The sequence below is a fragment of the Vicinamibacterales bacterium genome, assembly GCA_035699745.1.
Lineage (GTDB): Bacteria > Acidobacteriota > Vicinamibacteria > Vicinamibacterales > 2-12-FULL-66-21 > JAICSD01.
Map to the genome: position 1 here is coordinate 62069 of DASSPH010000097.1, position 18626 is coordinate 80694.

The following is an 18626-nucleotide window of genomic DNA, read 5'->3' on the forward strand; positions in this document are numbered from 1 at the left end:
TGCATGATGGCAGAACCTTCGAACTGTACCACAATCACCGGCGGGGGTGGAACTTGTCGTAGACCGTGCGCAGGCGCGCTTCCAGGACGTGCGTATAGATCTGGGTCGTCGACAGGTCGGCGTGTCCCAGCATCATCTGGATGGCGCGCAGGTCCGCGCCGCGCTCGAGCAGGTGCGTCGCAAACGAGTGTCGGAGCACGTGGGGACTGATCTCGCGCGACACCCCCGCCTTGATGCCGTAGTCCTTCAGCAGTTTCCAGAACCCCACGCGCGACAGCTGGCCGCCCCCCCTGGCGTTCACGAACAGCCATTTGGTCTTGCGCCCCTTGAGCAGCGCCGGACGCGCCTCGCCGGCGTAGCGGCGGATCCAGCCGGCGGCGGAATCCCCGAGCGGCACGATGCGCTCCTTGTCCCCCTTGCCGATGCACGTCAGGTAGCCGGCGTCCAGGCTGATGTCGCCGGCCTTGAGCGACAGCAGTTCGGTCACCCGCAGCCCGGTGGCATAGAGCAGCTCGATCAGCGCCTTGTCGCGGATGCCGCGCGGCGTCGAGACATCCGGCTGCTGCAGGAGGCGATCGACCTCCTCCAGATCCAGGTACTTGGGCAGCGCCGGCCAGGCCCGCGGCGCGCGGAGGTCCTCCGCGGGATCCGCCTCGAGCTTCTTCTCGGCCAGCAGGAACTTGTAGAAGCCGCGCACGCAGGCGATCGTCCGCGCGACGGATCGCGGCGCGAGCCCGGCGGTCATCAGGCGGCGGGCGAACGCCTCGAGATCGCGCCGGTCGAGCGCGGTGACCGGTTTGTTCTGCGCCACGGCGAACTCGTCGAGCGCGCGCAGATCGCGCGCGTAGCTGCTCAGCGTGTTCGGCGACATGCGCCGCACGTCGCGCAGGTAGCCGACGTAGCCGTCGATCTCGTCGTTGCTGGTGGTCACGGCAGACCGCGCTTCCGGCGTACCGCCCACTCGGCGCACAGCAGTCCGGCAAACGGGACCATCCACCAGGGGGAACGCATCGGGTGCGCCGGACGGACGATGCGGCGCGGCGGATGCGCCTCCCGCATGGCGTCGATCAGTCCCCGCACGTCGGCGGCGGCGAACACCCGGCCGCCCGTCGCCGTCGTTGCGAGCGCGAGCGCGCCCGGTTCCGCCGACGACGCGTGGAGCACCGCCGGCGCGACGGTCACCGCCGCGTCGCCGCGCGCATCGCCGCTCGAAACGGTCACGCCGTAGGCGCCGGCGCCGCGGGCGCGCCACTCCCCTTCGTACACGCCCGGCTCGGATGTCGGCCACAGCCGGATCGGCTCGTCCACGCGTGCATCCGGGGAGACCGCGCGCGCGGTGAGCGGCGGCAGCGAGATCGCCTGCCCTTCCGGAATGTCACGCACCCGGGCCACGACCGCGGTGCGCTCGCCGGGGCGAACGATCGCCGGCTCCACCGACACATCGAGCGCGGCGGGCACGGTGGCCGCGTTGGCCAGGAGCAGGCCGCGCCAGAACTCGGTGAATCCCTCACCGCGCTGACGCCACGCGTCGAGCGCGCCGGAGAACACGATCGCGCCCGCGCCGCGCCGGGCGGCGAACACCACCGGCGCCTTGTCGGCAGACGCGAGCACGGCCGCGGCCGGCGGCAACTCCACCGGTATCGCCAGCTCGGAGGCGTGCAGCGCCGCACCGCCGAGCGGCGCCGCCGCGTCCAGCGCCCGCGAGGTGAACGCGGAGACACCCACGAGATCGAGGTAGCGCCCCGCCGGCGGGCGATCGGGCACGAAGACCGCGACGCCGCCGCGGCGCTCGACGAACCAGCGCAGGGCGTCCAGATCGGCAGGGCGAAGTTGGTCGGGCCCGCCGATCACGACGGTCTCGAACCGCGCCAGCGTGGCGCGCGTGAGCACGGCCGGCGGATCGCCGGCGCGTGTCGCCACCGTCCTGGCGGCGCGCTGAAGCGACGACACGGCGATCGACGGCTCCCCCTCCAGCGCGCGGCGGACGAATACCGCCGGCCACGTGACCGACGCTTCGACCATCAGCACCCGGATTGGTCCCCGCGCCGCCGGCACCGCGACGTCGGCGGCGTTGTCGTCCGCGCGGCTCTCGCCGGCGGCCGTGCTCGCGCGGACCCGGAGCGATGCCGCCGACACGTTCGGCGGCAGATAGCGGAGCGTCGCCGTCCAGCGCGGCTCGCCGGCCGTCCACTGGTGCTGCGCCGCGGCCACGGGGATTCCCGCGTGTTCCAGCACCAGTTCGGTGGTCTGGCCGGTGACGCCGTTCCCCCGGACCTCGACCCGCACTTCCGCCGCCTGACCGGGCAGCCGGACGTCCGGCACCGACGCGCGCGCAATCGCCACGTTCGGCGCCGGCGGCGAAGTATCGAGCGCCCACAGCGTCGTCCGCCCGGCCGCTGCGGCGGGGATCGATCCGCGCATCTCGCTGCCCACGAGCACCGTCGCGGCCTCCGGCCGGGCGGCATCGACGGCAAAGCCGGCCTGCGTCAGAGCGCTCGCGATCGGCGTCGCATCCTGCGCGTCCGTCGAGACTACGCGAACGACAGGCCGTTCTGAGCGCGGCACCGGGACTCGCGGGTCCAACACGGCAGCCGCGGCGATCGCGATCGCGGTCCACCGGGCGGCGGCGATCATCGCGCCCCTCCGCGGCCGAGCGCGGCGGCGCCGGCAAGCCGCGCCGGCTCGCGTGGGACGCCGGCGGCGTCGATGCGTCCGTGCTGCGCGCGTTTTGCGAGCGGCGCGCCGGCGCGGCGGAGTGCGTCGCGCGCGGCATCGATCCGCCCGGAGGCAAGCGCGGTTTGCGCGGCCGCGATTTCCTGTGCGGCAGGCTGCAGCTCGGGAGCGCGCGCCGCCGCGGTCAGCACCCGCTCGCCGAGGCCGCGCAGCCTGTCGCCGAGCGTCTTCGGTTGCTCCCGGAGATCGAGGGCGGTGCTGACCGCCACCAGCTCCGCCAGGGCGGCGCGCGCTGACTCGGTGACCGGATCGGGCGCCGGCGGCGCGAGCGCGCGATCCCAGTCCGCCGCTGTCGAGACGTCGCCGCTCAGGCGCCGTGCCGGATCGAGGCGGACGCGCGATGGCAGGGCGCGAAGCAGATAGCGGCTGTTGCCGAAGGCGCGCTGCAGCGCCTCGAGCGCGGCGCGCGCCGGCGGCAGCGCGGCGCGGGTCGACGCCGCCGCCAGCGCCCGCTCGACATGGCTCATCAGCACCGTGGCGGCCACGATCTCCTTGCGCGCCTGATTGGCGAACCGTCCTTCGGAGATCTCGTGCGAGTGCTCCGCTTCCTGTTCCTCGTCCTCGACTTCCCCGCCGAGCAGGAAGACGAAGTTGGCGCGGACGGCGCGCTGCTCGGCGGCGATGTTGCCCGCGTCCTCGGCCAGCGCCTCCGGCTTCAGCGACGGCTCGCGCGCCTGGAGCCGCTCCAGCTTGAGCACGATCATCGCCTGGCTCATCGCGTACCGCTCCTTGTCGGGAGGCATCTCGACGCCTTCGAGCGGAACGTCGCCGGGCCCGGCGATTTCCACGAAGAACGTATCCGACGCGGCGACGCCGGCGCCGCCGGGACGGCGATCGGCCGCCACGGCGCGATAAATCAATGCGTCGCCCGGCTCGAGCTTCAGCGTTCCGAGCGACAACGTCGCCCGCAGCTGCCACGAACGGCCGCTGCCGCGCTGCACCACGGCGGGCAGCGTCCCCTCCGTGAACGTGAACTGCTCGCCGCTGCCCGAGACGACGGTGTAGCGCAGATCGAACGATGCCAGACCGAGGTCGTCGTCTGCGCCGGCGGCAATCGGGATCGTCGCCGCGCCGGAGGGGACGCGCAGGTCCTTCGCGGGCGCGGTGATTCGTACGGCAGGCGCGGCGTCCGGCGTCACCGTCAAGGGGACGAGACGATGCCCGGCGCCGCTGTCGACGGCGAGATAGCCGCTCTCGGTGAAGGTCACGCGTGCCGATCCGTCCGCGCGGACCGGCACCGTCGTCCCATTGAGGCGAATGCGCGCGGCAGCGCCGCCTGGCGCGCGGACGAGCGCCTCGGTCCCGCCGAGCACGTCCAACGCCGCGGGATTCACCAGGCGCGAGGCGGGCCGTCCGGTGTAGGGCGCCGGCGTCAATTCGACGATCAGATCGGCCGCGCCGGCGTCAGCCACAGCGTTCGTCGGGCGCGAGGCGGACGGTGGCGCACCGGAGATCGCCGGCAGCCGCACGAACATGACGGCGACCGCCGCGAGGACCGCGGCGGCGAGCGCGGCGGCGTCTCGCGCGATCGGCACGCCGCGGCGGAGATCGACACCGGCCGTCCGCGCCGACGCCTCGCGCAGTACGCGCTCGCGCATGTACGGCCGGACCCCGTCGGACGAGTCGAGCAACTGTGCCGCCGTGACGGCGAGATTGCGCAGCGACCGGTCCGCCCGCTCGATCGCGGCGGCCGCGCGTCCACGCGTCCGCGCGCGGCGCGTCGAGTGCATCGACGCCCACGCGGATGCGGTGAACGCCACGAGGGTCAGCCCGGCGCGCCACACTCCCGGGGCGCCCGTCAGCAGCAGGGTCAGGGCTGCAGCCGCAGCGGCGCCCGACGCGATCGCGCCGGCGCGCAGCACGTGCTGCAGCCGCATCCGCGCCCGCGCGCGCTCCAGCACCGCGGCGAACGTCGCGCCGCTCCCGTGAAGACTCTCAGGCGGCATCGCGCACCTGCCGTTCGGCGGCGCCGGCATCCCTGCGCCGCAGCCACGTCTCGACGCCCAGGAGCGCCAGCGCGATCCCCCAGAACCACCGGGCGTCCGAATCCCCGTCCGCCTGCCCGGACGGGCGATACGTCGTCATCGCGAGCGGCGCCGCATCGCGCCGCCACGACGCCAGCTCCGCGTCCGGCACCGTGAGCACTTCGGCCTCGCGATCGGCGATCGCTGGCGGCCGCACCGCCAAGACGACGGCCCGCACGACGGCGGGGGCCGCCAGGGACGCGGCGCGGACGTTCGTCTCGACCACCAGCGCGCCCGCCTGCTCCGCGGTCTGGATGGCGGCGTCTGCGTCCCGCAGCAGCCCGCTGCGGCGGAGCGCGAGGGCGGCATTCACCATCCACGGCGTCCGCACCTCGCTCCTGGACGCGGCATCCGGCGGCGCGCCGGCGAACCGAATCCGTACGCGGTGCGTGTCGTCGCCCGCCGCGACGCCGGCGGCGGTCGCCGCATACACGGCGCGCGACGCCGCGTCCCGTTCAGCCTCTGCTTCCGCCGTCGTCAGCCAGGCCGCCCGCGATCCGTCAGCCGTCTTCGTCCACGTGACGCCGGTGCCGCGTGCGTCGACGTTCACCGACGGCCGCCACACCGCGTCGCGGAATCCCGAGACCTGCGGCAGCGGCGACGCCCCGCCTCGCGGCGGCCCGTGCACGCGAATCGTTCTCACGCCGGCGCCGGCAGGCAGCACGCGCAGGTCCTCGCGTTCGAGCGCCCCCTGCTGGAAATCGGAAAGGATGACGACTTCGCGGCGCCCGGGCGGCGCCGCTGCCAGCCACGCGGCGGCGCGCGCGAGGCCGTCCCGAAGGTCCGTTCCGTCGAATCGCTGGGCGCGAAAGGACGTCAGTTCCTGCTCCGCCAGCCGCGCGCCGTCGCCGCCGGCGGCGGCGCTGGCGCTCGTGTCCACCACCACCGCGCGAATCACCCGTGCGTTCCACCGCGACACCCGCTGCGGCGTGATGACGATCGGTTGGAGCGCCGCGGCGATCGCCGCTCCGGCGATCGCCATCCGCAGCACGAGCAGCCCGACGTCGGACGGGCGGCGGAGCCGCACGGCCGCGGCCCGCGTCGCCGGCAGGAAATGCGCCGCCGGAAAGATCAGGCGCCGCGCGTTGCGGCGCAGCAGCATGTGGACGAGCAGCGGACCGGCCAGCAGGATCGCTCCGGCTGCGGCCCACGGCGCGAGCAACTCGATCACGCCGCGGCTCCGGCCCGGCGGCGCAGGTACGCGCGCAGCCCGGTGTCCAGCGGCTGATCGGTGAACAGCCGGACGTAGTCGACGCCGTAGGTCGCCGCGCGCGTCCGCCAGCGCTCGAGAAAGCCGCTGATCGCTTCGCGATACGCCGTCGCGGCCGCCCGGCCGTTCGACAGCACGATCCGGCCCGTCTCCGGATCCTCGACCTGCACGTCGTCGCGGAACGGCAGCGCCACCTCGTCGCGCGTCAGGACGTGGAACACGATGACGTCGTGGCCGATGTGCGAGGCGCGCATCAGCGCGCGCTCGACGTCCGGCCGCTCGTCGTACAGATCCGAGATCACGACGAGGAGTCCGCGGCGCTTCAGCAGGTCGATCGTCCGGGCGAGCGCCGGCGCGCTGTTGGTCCCGCCGCCGGCCGTGGATCGGCCGAGCGCGAGCAGCAGACTGTGCAGGTGCGCCTGACCGCCGCGGCTCGGCAGGTACTGTCGCAGGTCATCGGCGTAGGTGACGAGTCCAACGGCGTCCCCCTGCCGGGAAATCAGATAGGCGAGCGCGGACGCGAGCAGCCGCGCGTAGTCCAGTTTGGTGACTCCGCCGGCTGCCGCGTAGCCCATGGACGCGCTGACGTCGAGCGCGATCTGGCAGACCAGGTTCGTCGTCTCGCGGAACTGCTTCGTGTACAGGCGATCGGTGCGGGCGAACAGCTTCCAGTCGATGTATTTCAGATCGTCGCCGGGCCGGTAGTGGCGGTACTGGCTGAACTCCGCGCTGTAGCCGTGAAACGGACTGCGATGCAGGCCCGAGATCGTGCCGTCGACGATGCGCTTCGAGACCAGCTCCAGGTCGCCGATCGCCGCCAGCGCCGCCGGGTCGAGCGGACCGTTCACTGACGGAGGTCGAGCAGCCGGCGGACGATCTCGTCGGCGTCGATGCCGTCGGCTTCCGCCTGGAAGTTGACGAGCACGCGGTGACGCAGGACCGGCAGCGCGACGGCGCGGACGTCCTCGAAATCGGCCACCGTGCGTCCCTCGAGCAGGGCGCGCGCCTTGGCGCCGAGCAGCAGGGCCTGGCCGGCGCGCGGTCCGGCGCCCCAGCGCACCCACTTGCGGACGAAGTCGGGCGCTTCTTCGCCGGCCGGCCGCGTCGCGCGGACGAGGCGCGCCGCGAAGTCGACGATGTTGTCCGCGGCGGGCACGTCGCGGACCAGGCCGTGCAGCCGCTCGATCTCGCCGCCGCTCGCCACCACGCCGATGCGCGGCTCGCTCGAGCCGGTGGTCATCGCCAGGATGCGGCGCTCTTCCTCAGCGGTGGGATACTCGATGACGACGTTGAACATGAAGCGGTCGAGCTGCGCCTCGGGAAGCGGATAGGTGCCCTCCTGCTCGATCGGATTCTGTGTCGCCAGCACGAACAGCGGCCGCTCGAGGTCGTAGCGGACGCCGCTGACCGTCACCTGGTACTCCTGCATCGCCTCGAGCAGCGCCGCCTGCGTCTTCGGCGGCGTGCGGTTGATCTCGTCGGCGAGGATGATGTTCGAGAAGATCGGGCCGCGGATGAAGCGGATGACGCGCTTGCCGCTGCTGCGATCCTCCTCGATCACCTCGGCGCCGAGGATGTCGGACGGCATCAGGTCCGGGGTGAACTGGATGCGGTTGAAGCGGAGATGCACGGCATCGGCCAGGGTCTTGATCAGCAGCGTCTTGGCGAGGCCGGGCACGCCGCGGAGCAGGCAGTGGCCGCCGGCCAGGAAGGCGATCAGAATCTCCCTGATGACGCGTTGCTGGCCGACGATGGCTTTCGCCAGCTCCCGCTCGAGCCGCTCGGCCACCTCGGCGATTGTCTCGCGCGAGATGTCAGCTTCCATCTCGGCTGAGTTTATACTAGCGATTGCCCGTGCCCACGACGCAATCCAAGTGGCAGTCGCTCCCGACCGAACAGATCAATCCCGCTACACTCGCGATCGATAAAGCGCCGGTGCGCGAGATCCTCGATTTGATCATCAACGAGGATCGCAAGGTCATCGCCGCGGTGCACAAGGAAAAGGAACGGATCGCCCACGGCATCGAGATCATCACCAAGGCCCTGCGCAAAGGCGGGCGCGTGATCCTGATCGGCGCGGGGACGAGCGGCCGCCTGGGCGTGGTGGAATCCGCCGAGATGCCGCCGACCTTCGGCACCGCGCCGCGGCTGGTGCAGGCGATCATGGCGGGCGGCCAGGGGGCGGTGTTCCAGGCCAAGGAAGGGGTCGAGGACAACTACGAGGAAGGGGGGCGCAGCATCGGCCGGCTTCGCCTCACCAACCGCGACGTCGTCATCGGCGTCTCGGCGAGCGGCATCACTCCGTTCGTGCGCGGCGGACTGACGCGGGCGCGCAAGGCCGGGGCGAAGATCATCTTCGTCACCTGCTGGCCCGGGTCGGAGCTGCAGAACTTCGTCGACCTGATCATCGCGCCGGCCGTCGGCCCCGAGATCATCGCCGGTTCGACCCGGCTGAAGGCGGGCACGGCGACCAAGCTGGTCCTGAACATGCTGACCACCGTGTCGATGATCAAGTGGGGCAAGACCTACGGCAATCTGATGGTCGACGTCCGCACCGGCTCGGAGAAGCTGAAGGATCGCGCCAAGCGCATCCTGGGCGTGGTCACCGGCCTCGATCCCGACGCCGCCGAAGCGCTGCTCAAGCGCGCGCGCTGGAACGTGAAGGCGGCGATCGTGATGCAGAAATCCGGGCTGACGCTGCCGCAGGCGATGAAGCGCCTGCGCGAGAACGACAATCTGGTGCGCGACGCGATCGGCGAAGACATCGAGCCGCGGCTGCGGCAGCTGCTCGGGATCTGACGCCAGGGATTTCGCGGCCATCACGCATCCCGAAGCCAGCCACGGATCTCACGGATCAGGGATCACGGATCAGGGATCAGGGATCAGGGATCAGGGATGCGTTCGGGATGTGATCCGTGGCGCTTCGCGACAGCTGTCCGGCGGCCGCGTCGTCGAGCATCAGCTCGACGTCGCGATGGAGCTGCAGGAACGACGCCGGCATGCGCGTGGTGATCGGGCCGTGCACGGCGCGCTCGATACAGGCGGCCTTGGACTTGCCCGTCGCCAGCAGGATGATCCGGCGCGCGCGCAGGATCGTGGCCATGCCCATCGACAACGCTTCCCGCGGAACGTCGTCTTCGTTGCCGCCGAACAGGGCGGCGTTGCTGTGCCGGGTCGAGGCCTTGAGCACGACGCGGTGCGTCGGCCCGGTCAGCTCGCGCGCGGGTTCGTTGAAGCCGATGTGCCCGTTGGTGCCGATGCCGAGCAGCTGGAGATCGATGCCGCCCGCCGCGGCGATGGCGCGCTCGTAGCGGATGCACTCGGCGAGCGGGTCCGGCGCGATGCCGTTCAGCAGATTGATCCGGCTCGCGGGGATGTTCACCCGCGAGAACAGGTGCTCGTGCATGAACGAGCGATAGCTGCCGGGATGCTCCGGCGGCACGCCGAGGAACTCGTCGAGGTTGAAGGTGGTGACGCGCGAGAAGTCCGCCTGCCCTTTGGCGTGCATCGCCCCGAGCTCGTGATAGAGGCGGACGGGCGTGCGTCCGGTCGGCAGTCCCAGCACCAGATCCGGCTTCGCGGCGAGCGCCTCCACGATCTGCGCGGCGAGGGTTCGGGCGAGGACGCGCTCGTCGTGGAACGTCGTTACTTTCGGCATTCGGCGATCGGCCTCGGGGTCACTCGGTCTTGTAGACCGGGACGGGGTACTCGCCGCGCAGGTGCGCCAGCGCGAGGCGCACGGCGCCGGTGGCGGGCTCCTCGGTCAGCAGGCCGGGGACGGCGCGCGGCGCGGCCAGCGGCAGCCGCCGCCGCAGCTCCTCGTCGAGCCACGGGACGGCGCGGAAGATCCCGCCCGCCAGCACGATCGGAAACTCGGTCCCGATCAGCTCCAGCCGCCGCGCCACCGACACCGCGGACGATTCGAGCTGGTCGGCGGCGCTGCGGAGAATGTGAATCGCGACTTCGTCGCCGTTGTTGAACGCGCCCTGCACGCACTGCGCGAGCGAGGCAATCGCCGCCGGGCGCAGCGCGCCGTGATACACCTGCGCGATCAGGTCCTGCGCGCGGGCGACGCCGTAGTAGTGCAGGAGCAGCCCGGTCAGCTGCGTCGCCGGCCCGCGGCGGTCGGCTTCGCGCAGCACCGCGCGGAGCGCGGCGCGGCCGATCCAGTAGCCGCTGCCCTCGTCGCCGAGGACGTAGCCCCACCCGCCGGCCCGCGCCGACTGGTTCTGCGCGTTGCGGCCGTACGCGATCGATCCGGTGCCGGCGACGAGCACCACCCCCGGCTTGCCCGGCGCGCCCGCCTCGAGCGCCACCAGCGCGTCGTTGACGATCAGCATGCGCGCCTTGTAGCCGATGCGCCGCATGATCTGCTCCATCACCCGCGCGTCGTCCGGACGATCGACGCCGGCGATGCCGAGACAGATGGCCGCCGGACGGATGTCGGCGTCGCCGAGCGCATCCTCCATGACGTCGTGGAGGACCTTCTCGACCTCGAGCTCGCCGGCCGCCTGCAGGTTGGCGCCGCCGCGCCGCGCTTCCGCGAGCACTTCGCCGTGCTCGTCCGCCAACTGGCACACCGTCTTGGTGCCGCCGGCGTCTATGCCCAGAACGTGCAATCGAGTCCCTAGTACCGGTAGCGCAGCACGAGCTGCAGGGTTCGCGGCGCGTAGCTGGTGGCGCCGCTGATCAGCCGGCCGAAGTTGTTGTTCGCGATGTCGTTGACCGGGAAGCCGAACTTCACGGTGTTGAACGCGTTGAAGGCCTCGATGCGCACGGACATCGTCTGGCCCTGCCACGGCATGGGGAAGACCTTGGCCAGCGCCAGATCGACGTTCTTCGTGCCCGGGGTGTAGAAGCCGTTGCGCGGCGAGATGTCGTCGTAGGTGTCGAACACGGTGAGGCTGCGGAACGCGCCGCGCGGCAGGATCTGCGTCGCCGTATCAGGGTCCGTCACGTGCGCGCCGATGACCGATCGATCGACGATGACCGGGCGGCTCGACTCGTTGAACCCGTCGAAGTCGGTGTCGAGCGTGAGCGAGGTATCGACGACGCTGAACGGCGTGCCGGACGCGAGGCGCGCCACCCCCGACAGCTGCCAGCCGCCGAGCAGCTGGCCGGCGAGATCGCGGCGATCGGCGAAGAACGGCATCCGCCAGCTGCCGTTCAGGGTGAAGCGATGCGGCGTGTGATACCGCGCCAGCCCCTTCGCGAACTGCCGGTTCGGCCCGGTCTGATTGGTGTCGCCGGCGCCGACGAACGTCGCCTCGGACGTCGTGTCCGTGCTCTTGCTGAAGGTGTAAGCCGCCTGGAACTGCACGCCGTGCGAGAAGCGCTTGTCCCATTCGAACTCGACGCCGTCGTACCAGCTCTCCGCGTCGTTGCTGATCAGCAGGTTGGTCGTGTAGCGGGGATCGGGGCGCCGCTCGTTCGTCCTCGGCACGCGCACGCTGATTTCGTTGTCCGCGATCGGGACCGGGTTGGGACACGCCGCCGTCGTCGCCAGCCCGAAGAACCCGGTCCCGGCGCACAGCGCGTCGGCGGCAATGCGATCGATGACCTTGCCCCGCACGTCGGGCAGGCTGCCGGTGGGGGCATTGTTCGGGTGATCCACCACGGTGATCGGCCCGTCGAGGGGCGACCGCGGCAGGTTGCCCTGCGCGTAGCGGAGCCGCTTGTCGTTGTGGTTGCCCTGATACTGCACCCGCAGCGTCGAGTTCCAGGGCATCGCGCGATCGAAGCCGATGTTCCACTTGGTCGTCGAGGGCATCTCGAGATCCGGATCCGGCAGGGTCAGCGAGACGCGGCCGGTCTGCGGCCCCGGCACGAACACGAACCCCAGCGACGGATCCGAGACGTTCAGGATGTTCGGCTGGGCGTTGAACGTGCGGCTGATCGCGTTCGGCGGATTGAACCGGATGTTGGCGCCGCTCTGCGAGAAGATCGACTGGAACAGCCGCCCGTCGTAGATGCCCCAGCCGCCGCGGATCGAGAAGTTGCCGGCGCCGCCCGAGAGCGCGCCGAGCACGCCGTGGTCCCAGGTCGGCGCATACGCGAAGCCGAGCCGGGGCTCGAGGTTGTTGTCGTCCGCCTTGAAGATGTAATCGACGCGGTTCTCGACCTCCCGCGGGGCCTCGACGTACTCGTAGCGCAGGCCGAGGTTCAGCTTCAGCGACCGGCCGATCTGCCAGTCGTCCTGCACGTAGACGTTCGCCTCGTTCTGCCGGTTCTCGAGGAAGAACGGACCGTACGCCTTGACGAACGAATTCACGCAGCCGTCGAGCAGCGCCGCATAGGGCGAGGGGTAGGTGACGCCGCCGCAGCTCGCGTTGAACGTCCAGAATCCCCGCGAGTTGTTGTCGGCGAGATCGTCGAGCGCCTGACGCCGGATGTCGGTGCCGAGCTTGAGCGTATGCGTGCGGAACGCCTGCACCGACAGGTTGTAGACGAACTGGTGATCCCGCTGGTCGCGGTGGATCGGAAAATTGCCGGCGTTGCCGACGATCGATCCGGAGACCGGGCTCGCGGTGAAACGGACGATCGGCGTGTCGTTGCCGTCGGCGATGTCGACGTTGGTCGAACGCAGCCCGAGCCCGTACCGCGCCTCGCCGACGATGCTCGACGTCAGCACGCGCGTCCAGGTGATGCCCAGGTTCTGCTGCCGGTTCTTCTGATACGCCTGCTCGCCGGCGATGACGTCCTGGGGATCGCGGATCTGCCGCGTCCACTGGTAGCGGCCGGTCAGCGTGCTGTTGCGGCCGGCGCTCCAGTCCAGCCGCGCCGACGCGTCCTCGTCAGGGAAATCGAACCCCGCCACACCGGCGAACGTGCGCGGGCTGCGCGAATCGTTGTTCACCAGCGACCGCGGGAACCGGGCGAGGAACGCCTCGATCCACGCACGATTCTCCGGCGTGTCGTTGCCGCGCGTGAGCCGCGGCGCCGCCAGTTCGGCGGGCGTGAAGAAGTCGCGGATGTAGGGGTTCTCGCCGTCGTTCCTGGTGCGATCGACGTTGCCGAACCCGAACAGCCGCTTGCGGACCACCGGGCCGCCGAGCGTGAAGCCGTACTCGGAGCGATGCCGCACCGGCTTGGGCGCCGCCTGGGCGAAGAAGGACTTGGCGTTCCACGCGCCGTTCTGCTGATACAGGTACAGATCGCCGTGATAGTCGTTGGTGCCCGACTTCGTCTGCACCAGGACCACCGAGCCGTCGCCGCGGCCGAACTCCGCGGAGTAGCCGTTCTTGAGCACCTGGAATTCGAGGATCGTCGACAGCGCCGCCCCCTGGCGGTGCTGGTTCTCGGACGAGTCGTCGTTGTTGACGCCGTTGATCTGGAAGGTCGCGCCGCGGGTGCCGGTGCCATTGAAGTTGATCGACGAGCCCGACGACGCGGTCGGGTTGTTCTGCCCGCCGGTGGGATTGTCCTGGAACCCGGTGAAGGTCTCCGCCAGGCCGAGGAAGCTGCTCGCGCTCAGCGACGGCTTGTCCATGATCTGTTCGGCGGTGAGCGAGCCCTTCACCTCCGCGTTGGTCAGGTTCACTCTCGGGACCTCGGCCGTGACCGTGACTTCCTGCGTCACCGTCGGATTCAGCGCGATGTCGACGACCCGCGTGTCGTTCAGCCGCACGTCGATGTTCTGGCGGACGACGGTGCCGAACCCGGGAAGCTCCGCCTTGACGGTGTAACGGCCGATTTGCAGGAACGGCGCGTTGTAGATGCCTTCGCCGTTGGTGATGATCGCGCGCTCGGTGCCGGTCTCCACCTGGGTCAGCGTGATGGTGACGCCGGGCAGCACGGCGCCGCTGGTGTCGGTGACGGTGCCCTGAATCGTTCCCGTGACGGTTTGCGCCGCGGCCGGGCGCGCCAGCGCCAGCAGCAGCGCCGCGCAGACGAACCTGCTGAGAGTCATGAATGCTCCTGCGAATCCCGCACGATAGTTCCCCGTGAACCGCGTGTCAACGTGTGGCGGGCTCCAGACATGGTAAATTCAGTCGTTTGCATATGCACGCAGGCGACGGGATGGCCAGGCTCCGGCGCGCGGCGATCGCGCTGGCAGTCACGGTCGGGGTGTGGATGGCGGGGCCGGCGCCGGCGGTTCGCACCTTCGCTGCGCCCGGCGACGACGCGGCGGCCGAAGTCCGCGCGCTGTGGGTCACGCGTTCGTCGCTGACCAGCGCGAACGCGATTGCGACGCTGGTCGCGACGGCGCATCAGCAGGGATTCAACACGCTGCTGGTGCAGGTTCGCGGACGCGCCGACGCCTACTATGCGAGCACGATCGAGCCGCGCGCCGCCGACCTCGCGCGCCAGCCCGCCGCCTTCGATCCGCTCGCCGTCGTCCTCGCCGAGGCCCGCCCCCGCGGCATCCGCGTGCACGCCTGGGTCAGCCTGAACCTGGTGTCGAGCGCGGTGGAGCTGCCGGCGTCCCCGGACCATCTCATCTACCGGCATCCCGAGTGGCTGATGGTGCCGCGCGCGATCGCGCAGGACGTCGCCCGGCTCGATCCGCGCAACCCGGCATACGTCGGCAAAATCGCGCGCTGGACGCGCGCCGAGCTGGAGACCGTCGAGGGCCTCTTCGCCACGCCGCTGCAGCCCGACGCCGCCGCGTACGCCGCACGCGTCGTCGCCGACGTCGCGCGCCGCTACGATCTCGACGGCGTCCACCTCGATTACGCCCGCTACCCGAACCCGCAGTTCGACTACAGCCGCTTCGCGATCGCGGCGTTCCGCGCCGACCTCCGTCCGCGGATCGCCGCGGAGGCGCGGCGCGCGCTCGACCTCGAGGAGGAAACCGATCTCTTCGCGTATCCGGATCGCTTCCCCGCCGAATGGAAGGCGTTCCGCCGCCAGCGGATGACCGCGCTCGTCGCGCGGGTACGGCAGGCCGTCACCGCCGCACGGCCCGGCATCACGATCAGCTCGGCGGTCTTTCCCGACTCGCAGGACGCGTTCGACGAACGGATGCAGGACTGGCGCGGCTGGCTGGAATCCCGGCTGGTCGACGCGGTCGCGCCCATGGCGTACACGCAGGAGCCGGCGCGCTTCGCCGAACAGATCGCGGCGGCGCGCGAGATCGCCGGCGGCCGCGCCGTGTGGGCCGGCATCGGCGCGTATCGGCTGACGCCGGCGCAGACCATCGAAAACATCCAGGCGGCGCGCAAGCTCGGGGCCGCCGGCTTCGTGCTGTTCTCCTACGACAGTCTGACCGGTCCGAAACCGCCGGCGCCTGACTATCTCGGCACCGTCAGCCGCGCCGCATTCGCCGCCAAGGCCACGGGCAGCTCGTCACGCTAGACGCGGCCTCGCTCCTCGAGAAGGCGATCGCCGCCCGCGCCTTTCCGGGCGCCTCGGTCGAAGCCGGCAGACACGACGGCGTGCTGTGGAGCGGCGCCTTCGGACGCCTCACCTACGCGGAAGACGCGCCGCCAGTCACCGCCGACACCGTGTACGACCTCGCCTCGCTCACCAAGGTCATCGCGACGACGTCGCGGGCGATGGAGGCGGTGGAAGCGGGTGCCCTGACGCTCGAAACGCGCGTCGCGGATCGTCTGCCCGAATGGCGCGGGACGGATCGTGACGTGGTGACGATCGCCGACCTGCTGGAGCACGCCTCCGGTCTCACCGCGTACCTGCCGTTCTTCCGCGACCATCACGGGCGCGCCGAGTTCCAGCGCGCCATCTGCACGCTGCCGCTGGAATACGCACCGCGCACGCGGTCGATCTATTCGGACCTCGGGTTCATCCTGCTCGGCTTCATCCTCGATGACGTCGGCTTCACGCTCGATCGGCAGTCGATTGCCGATCACATCGTGTTCAATCCCCCGCGAAGCTGGAAGGATCGCACCGCGCCCACGGAGCTCGATCTCTGGCGCGGACGGCTGATCCAGGGTGAAGTGCACGACGAGAACGCGTGGGCGCTGGGGGGCGTCGCCGGACACGCCGGGATGTTCGGCACCGCGGCGTCCGTGGGATCGTTCGCGCGCCAGGTGTTGAACGGACTGCGCGGCGCCGGCACGTTCGCGCGGCCCGCGACCTTCGCGCGCTTCGTGAAACGATCCGCTGTCCCCGGCAGCTCGCGCGCGCTCGGCTGGGACACGATGCTCCCCACCTCGTCGTGCGGCACCCGGTTCACCGCACGCGCGATCGGCCACACCGGTTTCACGGGAACGTCGCTGTGGATCGATCCGGACCTGGATCTCTACGCCGTGCTGCTCACCAATCGCGTCCACCCGTCGCGCGACAACAACGCGATCCAGCCGGTGCGCCGCAGCCTGCACGACGCCATCGTGAAGCTGGCCGCCGACGGGCGCTGAACCGCAAACTGCCGCCATCACTGCATCGTCCTAAGAGGACGATGAGGCTACTGGTTGCTGCGGCCGCGCCCGATTCCGCCCGGTACCGTGGCCGTGCCGCGCCCCGGCACCGTGGCAGTGCCGCGGCCGGGTCCGCCGCCAGGACCGCCGACCCCGCGTCCGGGTCCGCCCGGGCCTCCAAACGGCCCGCCGGCGCCGCCGAAGGGACTACCCGCGCCGAACGGCGAACCCGCCGCCGTCCCTGGTGCGCCCCGTCCACCCGGGCCGCCGCGCCCGCCCGGGCCGCCGGGGCGGCCCTGCCCGCCGGGTCCGCCGGGCTGCTGGTTGACGAAGATGAACGTCCACTCGTTGTAGTGGTTCCGCCCCTGATACAGGCGGATCGATTCGTCCTTGCTCTTGCTGACGACGCCGATCATCCCTCCCGGAACGGTCGACGAACTGAAGGCGCTGCTGGTGCTGCTGAACGGCGACGTTCTGGTCGGGCCTGGCCCGAACGGCGCGGTCGCTCCGCCGCGGCCGGCCGGCGTCGCCGGCGCGCCGGCGCGCCCGCCGAGCGTCTGTCCGCCCTGCCCGGGAATCGCGCCGGCGGCGGGAATCGGCGTGAAGTCGTCGCTGGTGACCGGGTCCTTGAACTTCTTCCGCAGGTAACGTCCCTGCACCAGCATGTCGATACTTGTGGGCAGGGTTTGGTTCTTCGCCTGAAACAGACGAATCGCGCGCACGTACTGCTGCCCGCGCCAGACGAGTTCCTCTTCCTTCTCGCGCTGCGCGTCGTGCCGCCACACCGGGAGGGCGACGGACATCAGCACCGCCATGACCGCGAGCGCGACGAGGAGGGCCGCCATGGCGTAGCCCCGCTCATCGCCGAAGCAGTTCCGCGCAGGCCTCGCTTGACCCCGTAAACTCATGAGATTATTATTGTTAGCGCCATCCATGGTATCACAACGCTCGGCCGGCATCGCTCTGCTCTCCTGTGTCGTGCTCCCGTTCGCGCTGCTGGCGGCGTGCGACAAGGTGCCGCTGCTCGCGCCGACCGGCAGTGTGATCACCCTGATCCCGGTCACCAACACGGTCTCGTTGAACAGTCAGGTCGACATCATTGCGACCGTCATCGAAAACGGCACCGCGCCGGGCGCGACCGGAACCGGGACGACGTCCACCTCGCGCACGGGCGCCGGGACCCCCGTCCAGAACGGCACGCTCGTCAGCTTTACGACGACGGTAGGCCGGATTGAGCCTGCGGAGGCGCGCACGCACAACGGTCAGGTCACGGTGAGGCTCGTTGCCGGCAGCTCCAGCGGCACGGCGACGATCACCGCCTACTCCGGCGGCGCATCGGCGTCGACGAAGCTGCTCATCGGCACGGCGGCGGTGAAGACCGTGGCCCTGACGACGACGCCGCAGTCGCTCGGCGCCAACGGCGGCAGCGTGCAGGTCACCGCGTCGGTCACCGATGAGGGGGGCAACCCGCTTGTCGGCGTCCCGGTGACGTTCTCCACCGATCGCGGCTCGATCTCGCCGTCCACCGCGACCACGGATGCCAACGGCGTGGCGGCGGCCACGCTCACCACCACCGCGACGGCGAAGATTCGCGCCACCGCCGGAACGGTCCAGAGCAGCGAAGTCACGGTCACTGTGAATGCGCGCGCGCTGGCGAGCTTCACGGCGTCTCCGACGAACGCGAACGCCGGCGTGCCGATCACTTTCACCGTCACGCCGACCGCGAATGCCAATATCTCGAACGTGGTGGTCGACTTCGGCGACGGGACGTCGACGAACCTGGGAGCGATCGGCGCGGCGGCGACCGTCACGCACGCTTACAACGCGCCGGGAACCTACACCGCGACCGCGCGCGCGGTCGACAACACCGGAGACAGCGGCTCGCTCTCCACCACCGTCCTGATCGGCTCTGCGCCGGTGACGCTGTCAGCGGACCCGTCGAGCCCGACCGCCAGTACTCCGGTCAAGTTCACCGTGGCCGGTCTCCCGTCGGGCGCGCAGATCGACCGCTTCGAGTGGTTCTTCGACGATGGCACCGGACCGTTTACGACGACGTCACCGCAGCTGTCTCACACGTTCAACACCCGCGGCATCAAGAACGTGCGCGTGGATGTCTACGGTGTTGGGGGTGGCAGGATCGGCACAGCAACGCTGACGTTGAGCGTCGTCCCCTAAGCGCAGCGTCAGGTTCCGCTCAACACGACGGACGGCTGCGCGATTCGCGCAAGGACATCGGCCCGGCGACGGGCCGATTCCTTTTTTCCGAACACGAAATACGCCCGCCGCGCCGGCGAGCGCTTCTCCATGTAGCCGTCGTACTTGCGATGGAATGCGCGCTCGATC

Annotated in this window: 14 protein-coding genes; 4 read left to right on the forward strand and 10 right to left on the reverse strand. The window is 70.7% G+C overall.

Annotation, left to right across the window (positions count from 1 at the left end; translation table 11 throughout):
• Positions 1-34: 34 nt before the first annotated feature.
• Genes xerD through VFK57_22405 form a run of 6 tightly spaced genes read right to left on the reverse strand, consistent with a single transcriptional unit; the run spans position 35 to position 7792 of the window.
• Positions 35-931 carry a site-specific tyrosine recombinase XerD gene (gene xerD / locus VFK57_22380; protein ID HET7698479.1) on the reverse strand — a complete coding sequence of 299 codons (897 nt, stop codon included), beginning with the start codon at positions 929-931 and terminating at the stop codon, positions 35-37.
• Positions 928-2634, reverse strand: a complete 1707-nt coding sequence (locus VFK57_22385; GenBank protein ID HET7698480.1) for a hypothetical protein — start codon at positions 2632-2634, stop codon at positions 928-930. The genes xerD and VFK57_22385 overlap by 4 nt, the downstream gene beginning before the upstream one ends.
• Positions 2631-4679, reverse strand: a complete 2049-nt coding sequence (locus tag VFK57_22390) for a hypothetical protein (GenBank protein HET7698481.1) — start codon at positions 4677-4679, stop codon at positions 2631-2633. Before VFK57_22390 ends, VFK57_22385 begins: the two co-directional genes overlap by 4 nt.
• A complete protein-coding gene (locus tag VFK57_22395; protein ID HET7698482.1) occupies positions 4669-5928 on the reverse strand; it encodes a BatA domain-containing protein in 1260 nt (419 codons plus the stop codon). The genes VFK57_22390 and VFK57_22395 overlap by 11 nt, the downstream gene beginning before the upstream one ends.
• Positions 5925-6815, reverse strand: a complete 891-nt coding sequence (locus tag VFK57_22400; protein HET7698483.1) for a DUF58 domain-containing protein — start codon at positions 6813-6815, stop codon at positions 5925-5927. The genes VFK57_22395 and VFK57_22400 overlap by 4 nt, the downstream gene beginning before the upstream one ends.
• The gene (locus tag VFK57_22405) at positions 6812-7792 is read right to left on the reverse strand and encodes a MoxR family ATPase (GenBank protein ID HET7698484.1); all 981 of its coding nucleotides are present in this window, start codon (positions 7790-7792) and stop codon (positions 6812-6814) included. Before VFK57_22405 ends, VFK57_22400 begins: the two co-directional genes overlap by 4 nt.
• A gap of 29 nt (positions 7793-7821) precedes the next feature.
• On the opposite strand from VFK57_22405, the gene murQ reads away from it, so the two are divergent.
• Complete coding sequence (murQ, locus tag VFK57_22410) at positions 7822-8766, forward strand: N-acetylmuramic acid 6-phosphate etherase (protein ID HET7698485.1); 945 nt, start codon at positions 7822-7824, stop codon at positions 8764-8766.
• A gap of 76 nt (positions 8767-8842) precedes the next feature.
• Here murQ and nagB read toward each other — a convergent pair whose 3' ends face one another.
• From nagB to VFK57_22425, 3 genes are read right to left on the reverse strand one after another with little or no spacing between them, the layout of a single operon-like run.
• Positions 8843-9625, reverse strand: a complete 783-nt coding sequence (gene nagB, locus VFK57_22415; GenBank protein HET7698486.1) for a glucosamine-6-phosphate deaminase — start codon at positions 9623-9625, stop codon at positions 8843-8845.
• A 19-nt stretch (positions 9626-9644) separates the two neighbouring features.
• Positions 9645-10586 (reverse strand): BadF/BadG/BcrA/BcrD ATPase family protein, encoded by a 942-nt coding sequence (locus tag VFK57_22420; GenBank protein ID HET7698487.1) that lies wholly within the window; start codon positions 10584-10586, stop codon positions 9645-9647.
• An 8-nt stretch (positions 10587-10594) separates the two neighbouring features.
• Complete coding sequence (locus VFK57_22425) at positions 10595-13876, reverse strand: TonB-dependent receptor (protein ID HET7698488.1); 3282 nt, start codon at positions 13874-13876, stop codon at positions 10595-10597.
• Positions 13877-13986: 110 nt separating this feature from the next.
• On the opposite strand from VFK57_22425, the gene VFK57_22430 reads away from it, so the two are divergent.
• Positions 13987-15264 (forward strand): family 10 glycosylhydrolase, encoded by a 1278-nt coding sequence (locus VFK57_22430; protein ID HET7698489.1) that lies wholly within the window; start codon positions 13987-13989, stop codon positions 15262-15264.
• Entirely contained in the window at positions 15228-16283 is a 1056-nt protein-coding gene (locus VFK57_22435; GenBank protein ID HET7698490.1) for a serine hydrolase domain-containing protein, read from the forward strand. Before VFK57_22430 ends, VFK57_22435 begins: the two co-directional genes overlap by 37 nt.
• 47 nt (positions 16284-16330) lie before the next feature.
• Here VFK57_22435 and VFK57_22440 read toward each other — a convergent pair whose 3' ends face one another.
• Entirely contained in the window at positions 16331-17128 is a 798-nt protein-coding gene (locus VFK57_22440) for a hypothetical protein (GenBank protein ID HET7698491.1), read from the reverse strand.
• A gap of 88 nt (positions 17129-17216) precedes the next feature.
• On the opposite strand from VFK57_22440, the gene VFK57_22445 reads away from it, so the two are divergent.
• The gene (locus VFK57_22445) at positions 17217-18458 is read left to right on the forward strand and encodes a PKD domain-containing protein (protein ID HET7698492.1); all 1242 of its coding nucleotides are present in this window, start codon (positions 17217-17219) and stop codon (positions 18456-18458) included.
• Positions 18459-18626 lie beyond the last annotated feature (168 nt).

Bases quoted from the DNA above. Each gene is read 5' to 3' on its own strand.
- VFK57_22430 (HET7698489.1), top strand. From the start codon at position 13,987: ATGGCCAGGCTCCGGCGCGCGGCGATCGCGCTGGCAGTCACGGTCGGG.
- nagB (HET7698486.1), bottom strand. From the start codon at position 9,625: ATGCCGAAAGTAACGACGTTCCACGACGAGCGCGTCCTCGCCCGAACC.
- VFK57_22440 (HET7698491.1), bottom strand. From the start codon at position 17,128: ATGGCGGCCCTCCTCGTCGCGCTCGCGGTCATGGCGGTGCTGATGTCC.
- VFK57_22405 (HET7698484.1), bottom strand. From the start codon at position 7,792: ATGGAAGCTGACATCTCGCGCGAGACAATCGCCGAGGTGGCCGAGCGG.
- VFK57_22425 (HET7698488.1), bottom strand. From the start codon at position 13,876: ATGACTCTCAGCAGGTTCGTCTGCGCGGCGCTGCTGCTGGCGCTGGCG.
- VFK57_22445 (HET7698492.1), top strand. From the start codon at position 17,217: ATGGTATCACAACGCTCGGCCGGCATCGCTCTGCTCTCCTGTGTCGTG.
- VFK57_22385 (HET7698480.1), bottom strand. From the start codon at position 2,634: ATGATCGCCGCCGCCCGGTGGACCGCGATCGCGATCGCCGCGGCTGCC.
- VFK57_22390 (HET7698481.1), bottom strand. From the start codon at position 4,679: ATGCCGCCTGAGAGTCTTCACGGGAGCGGCGCGACGTTCGCCGCGGTG.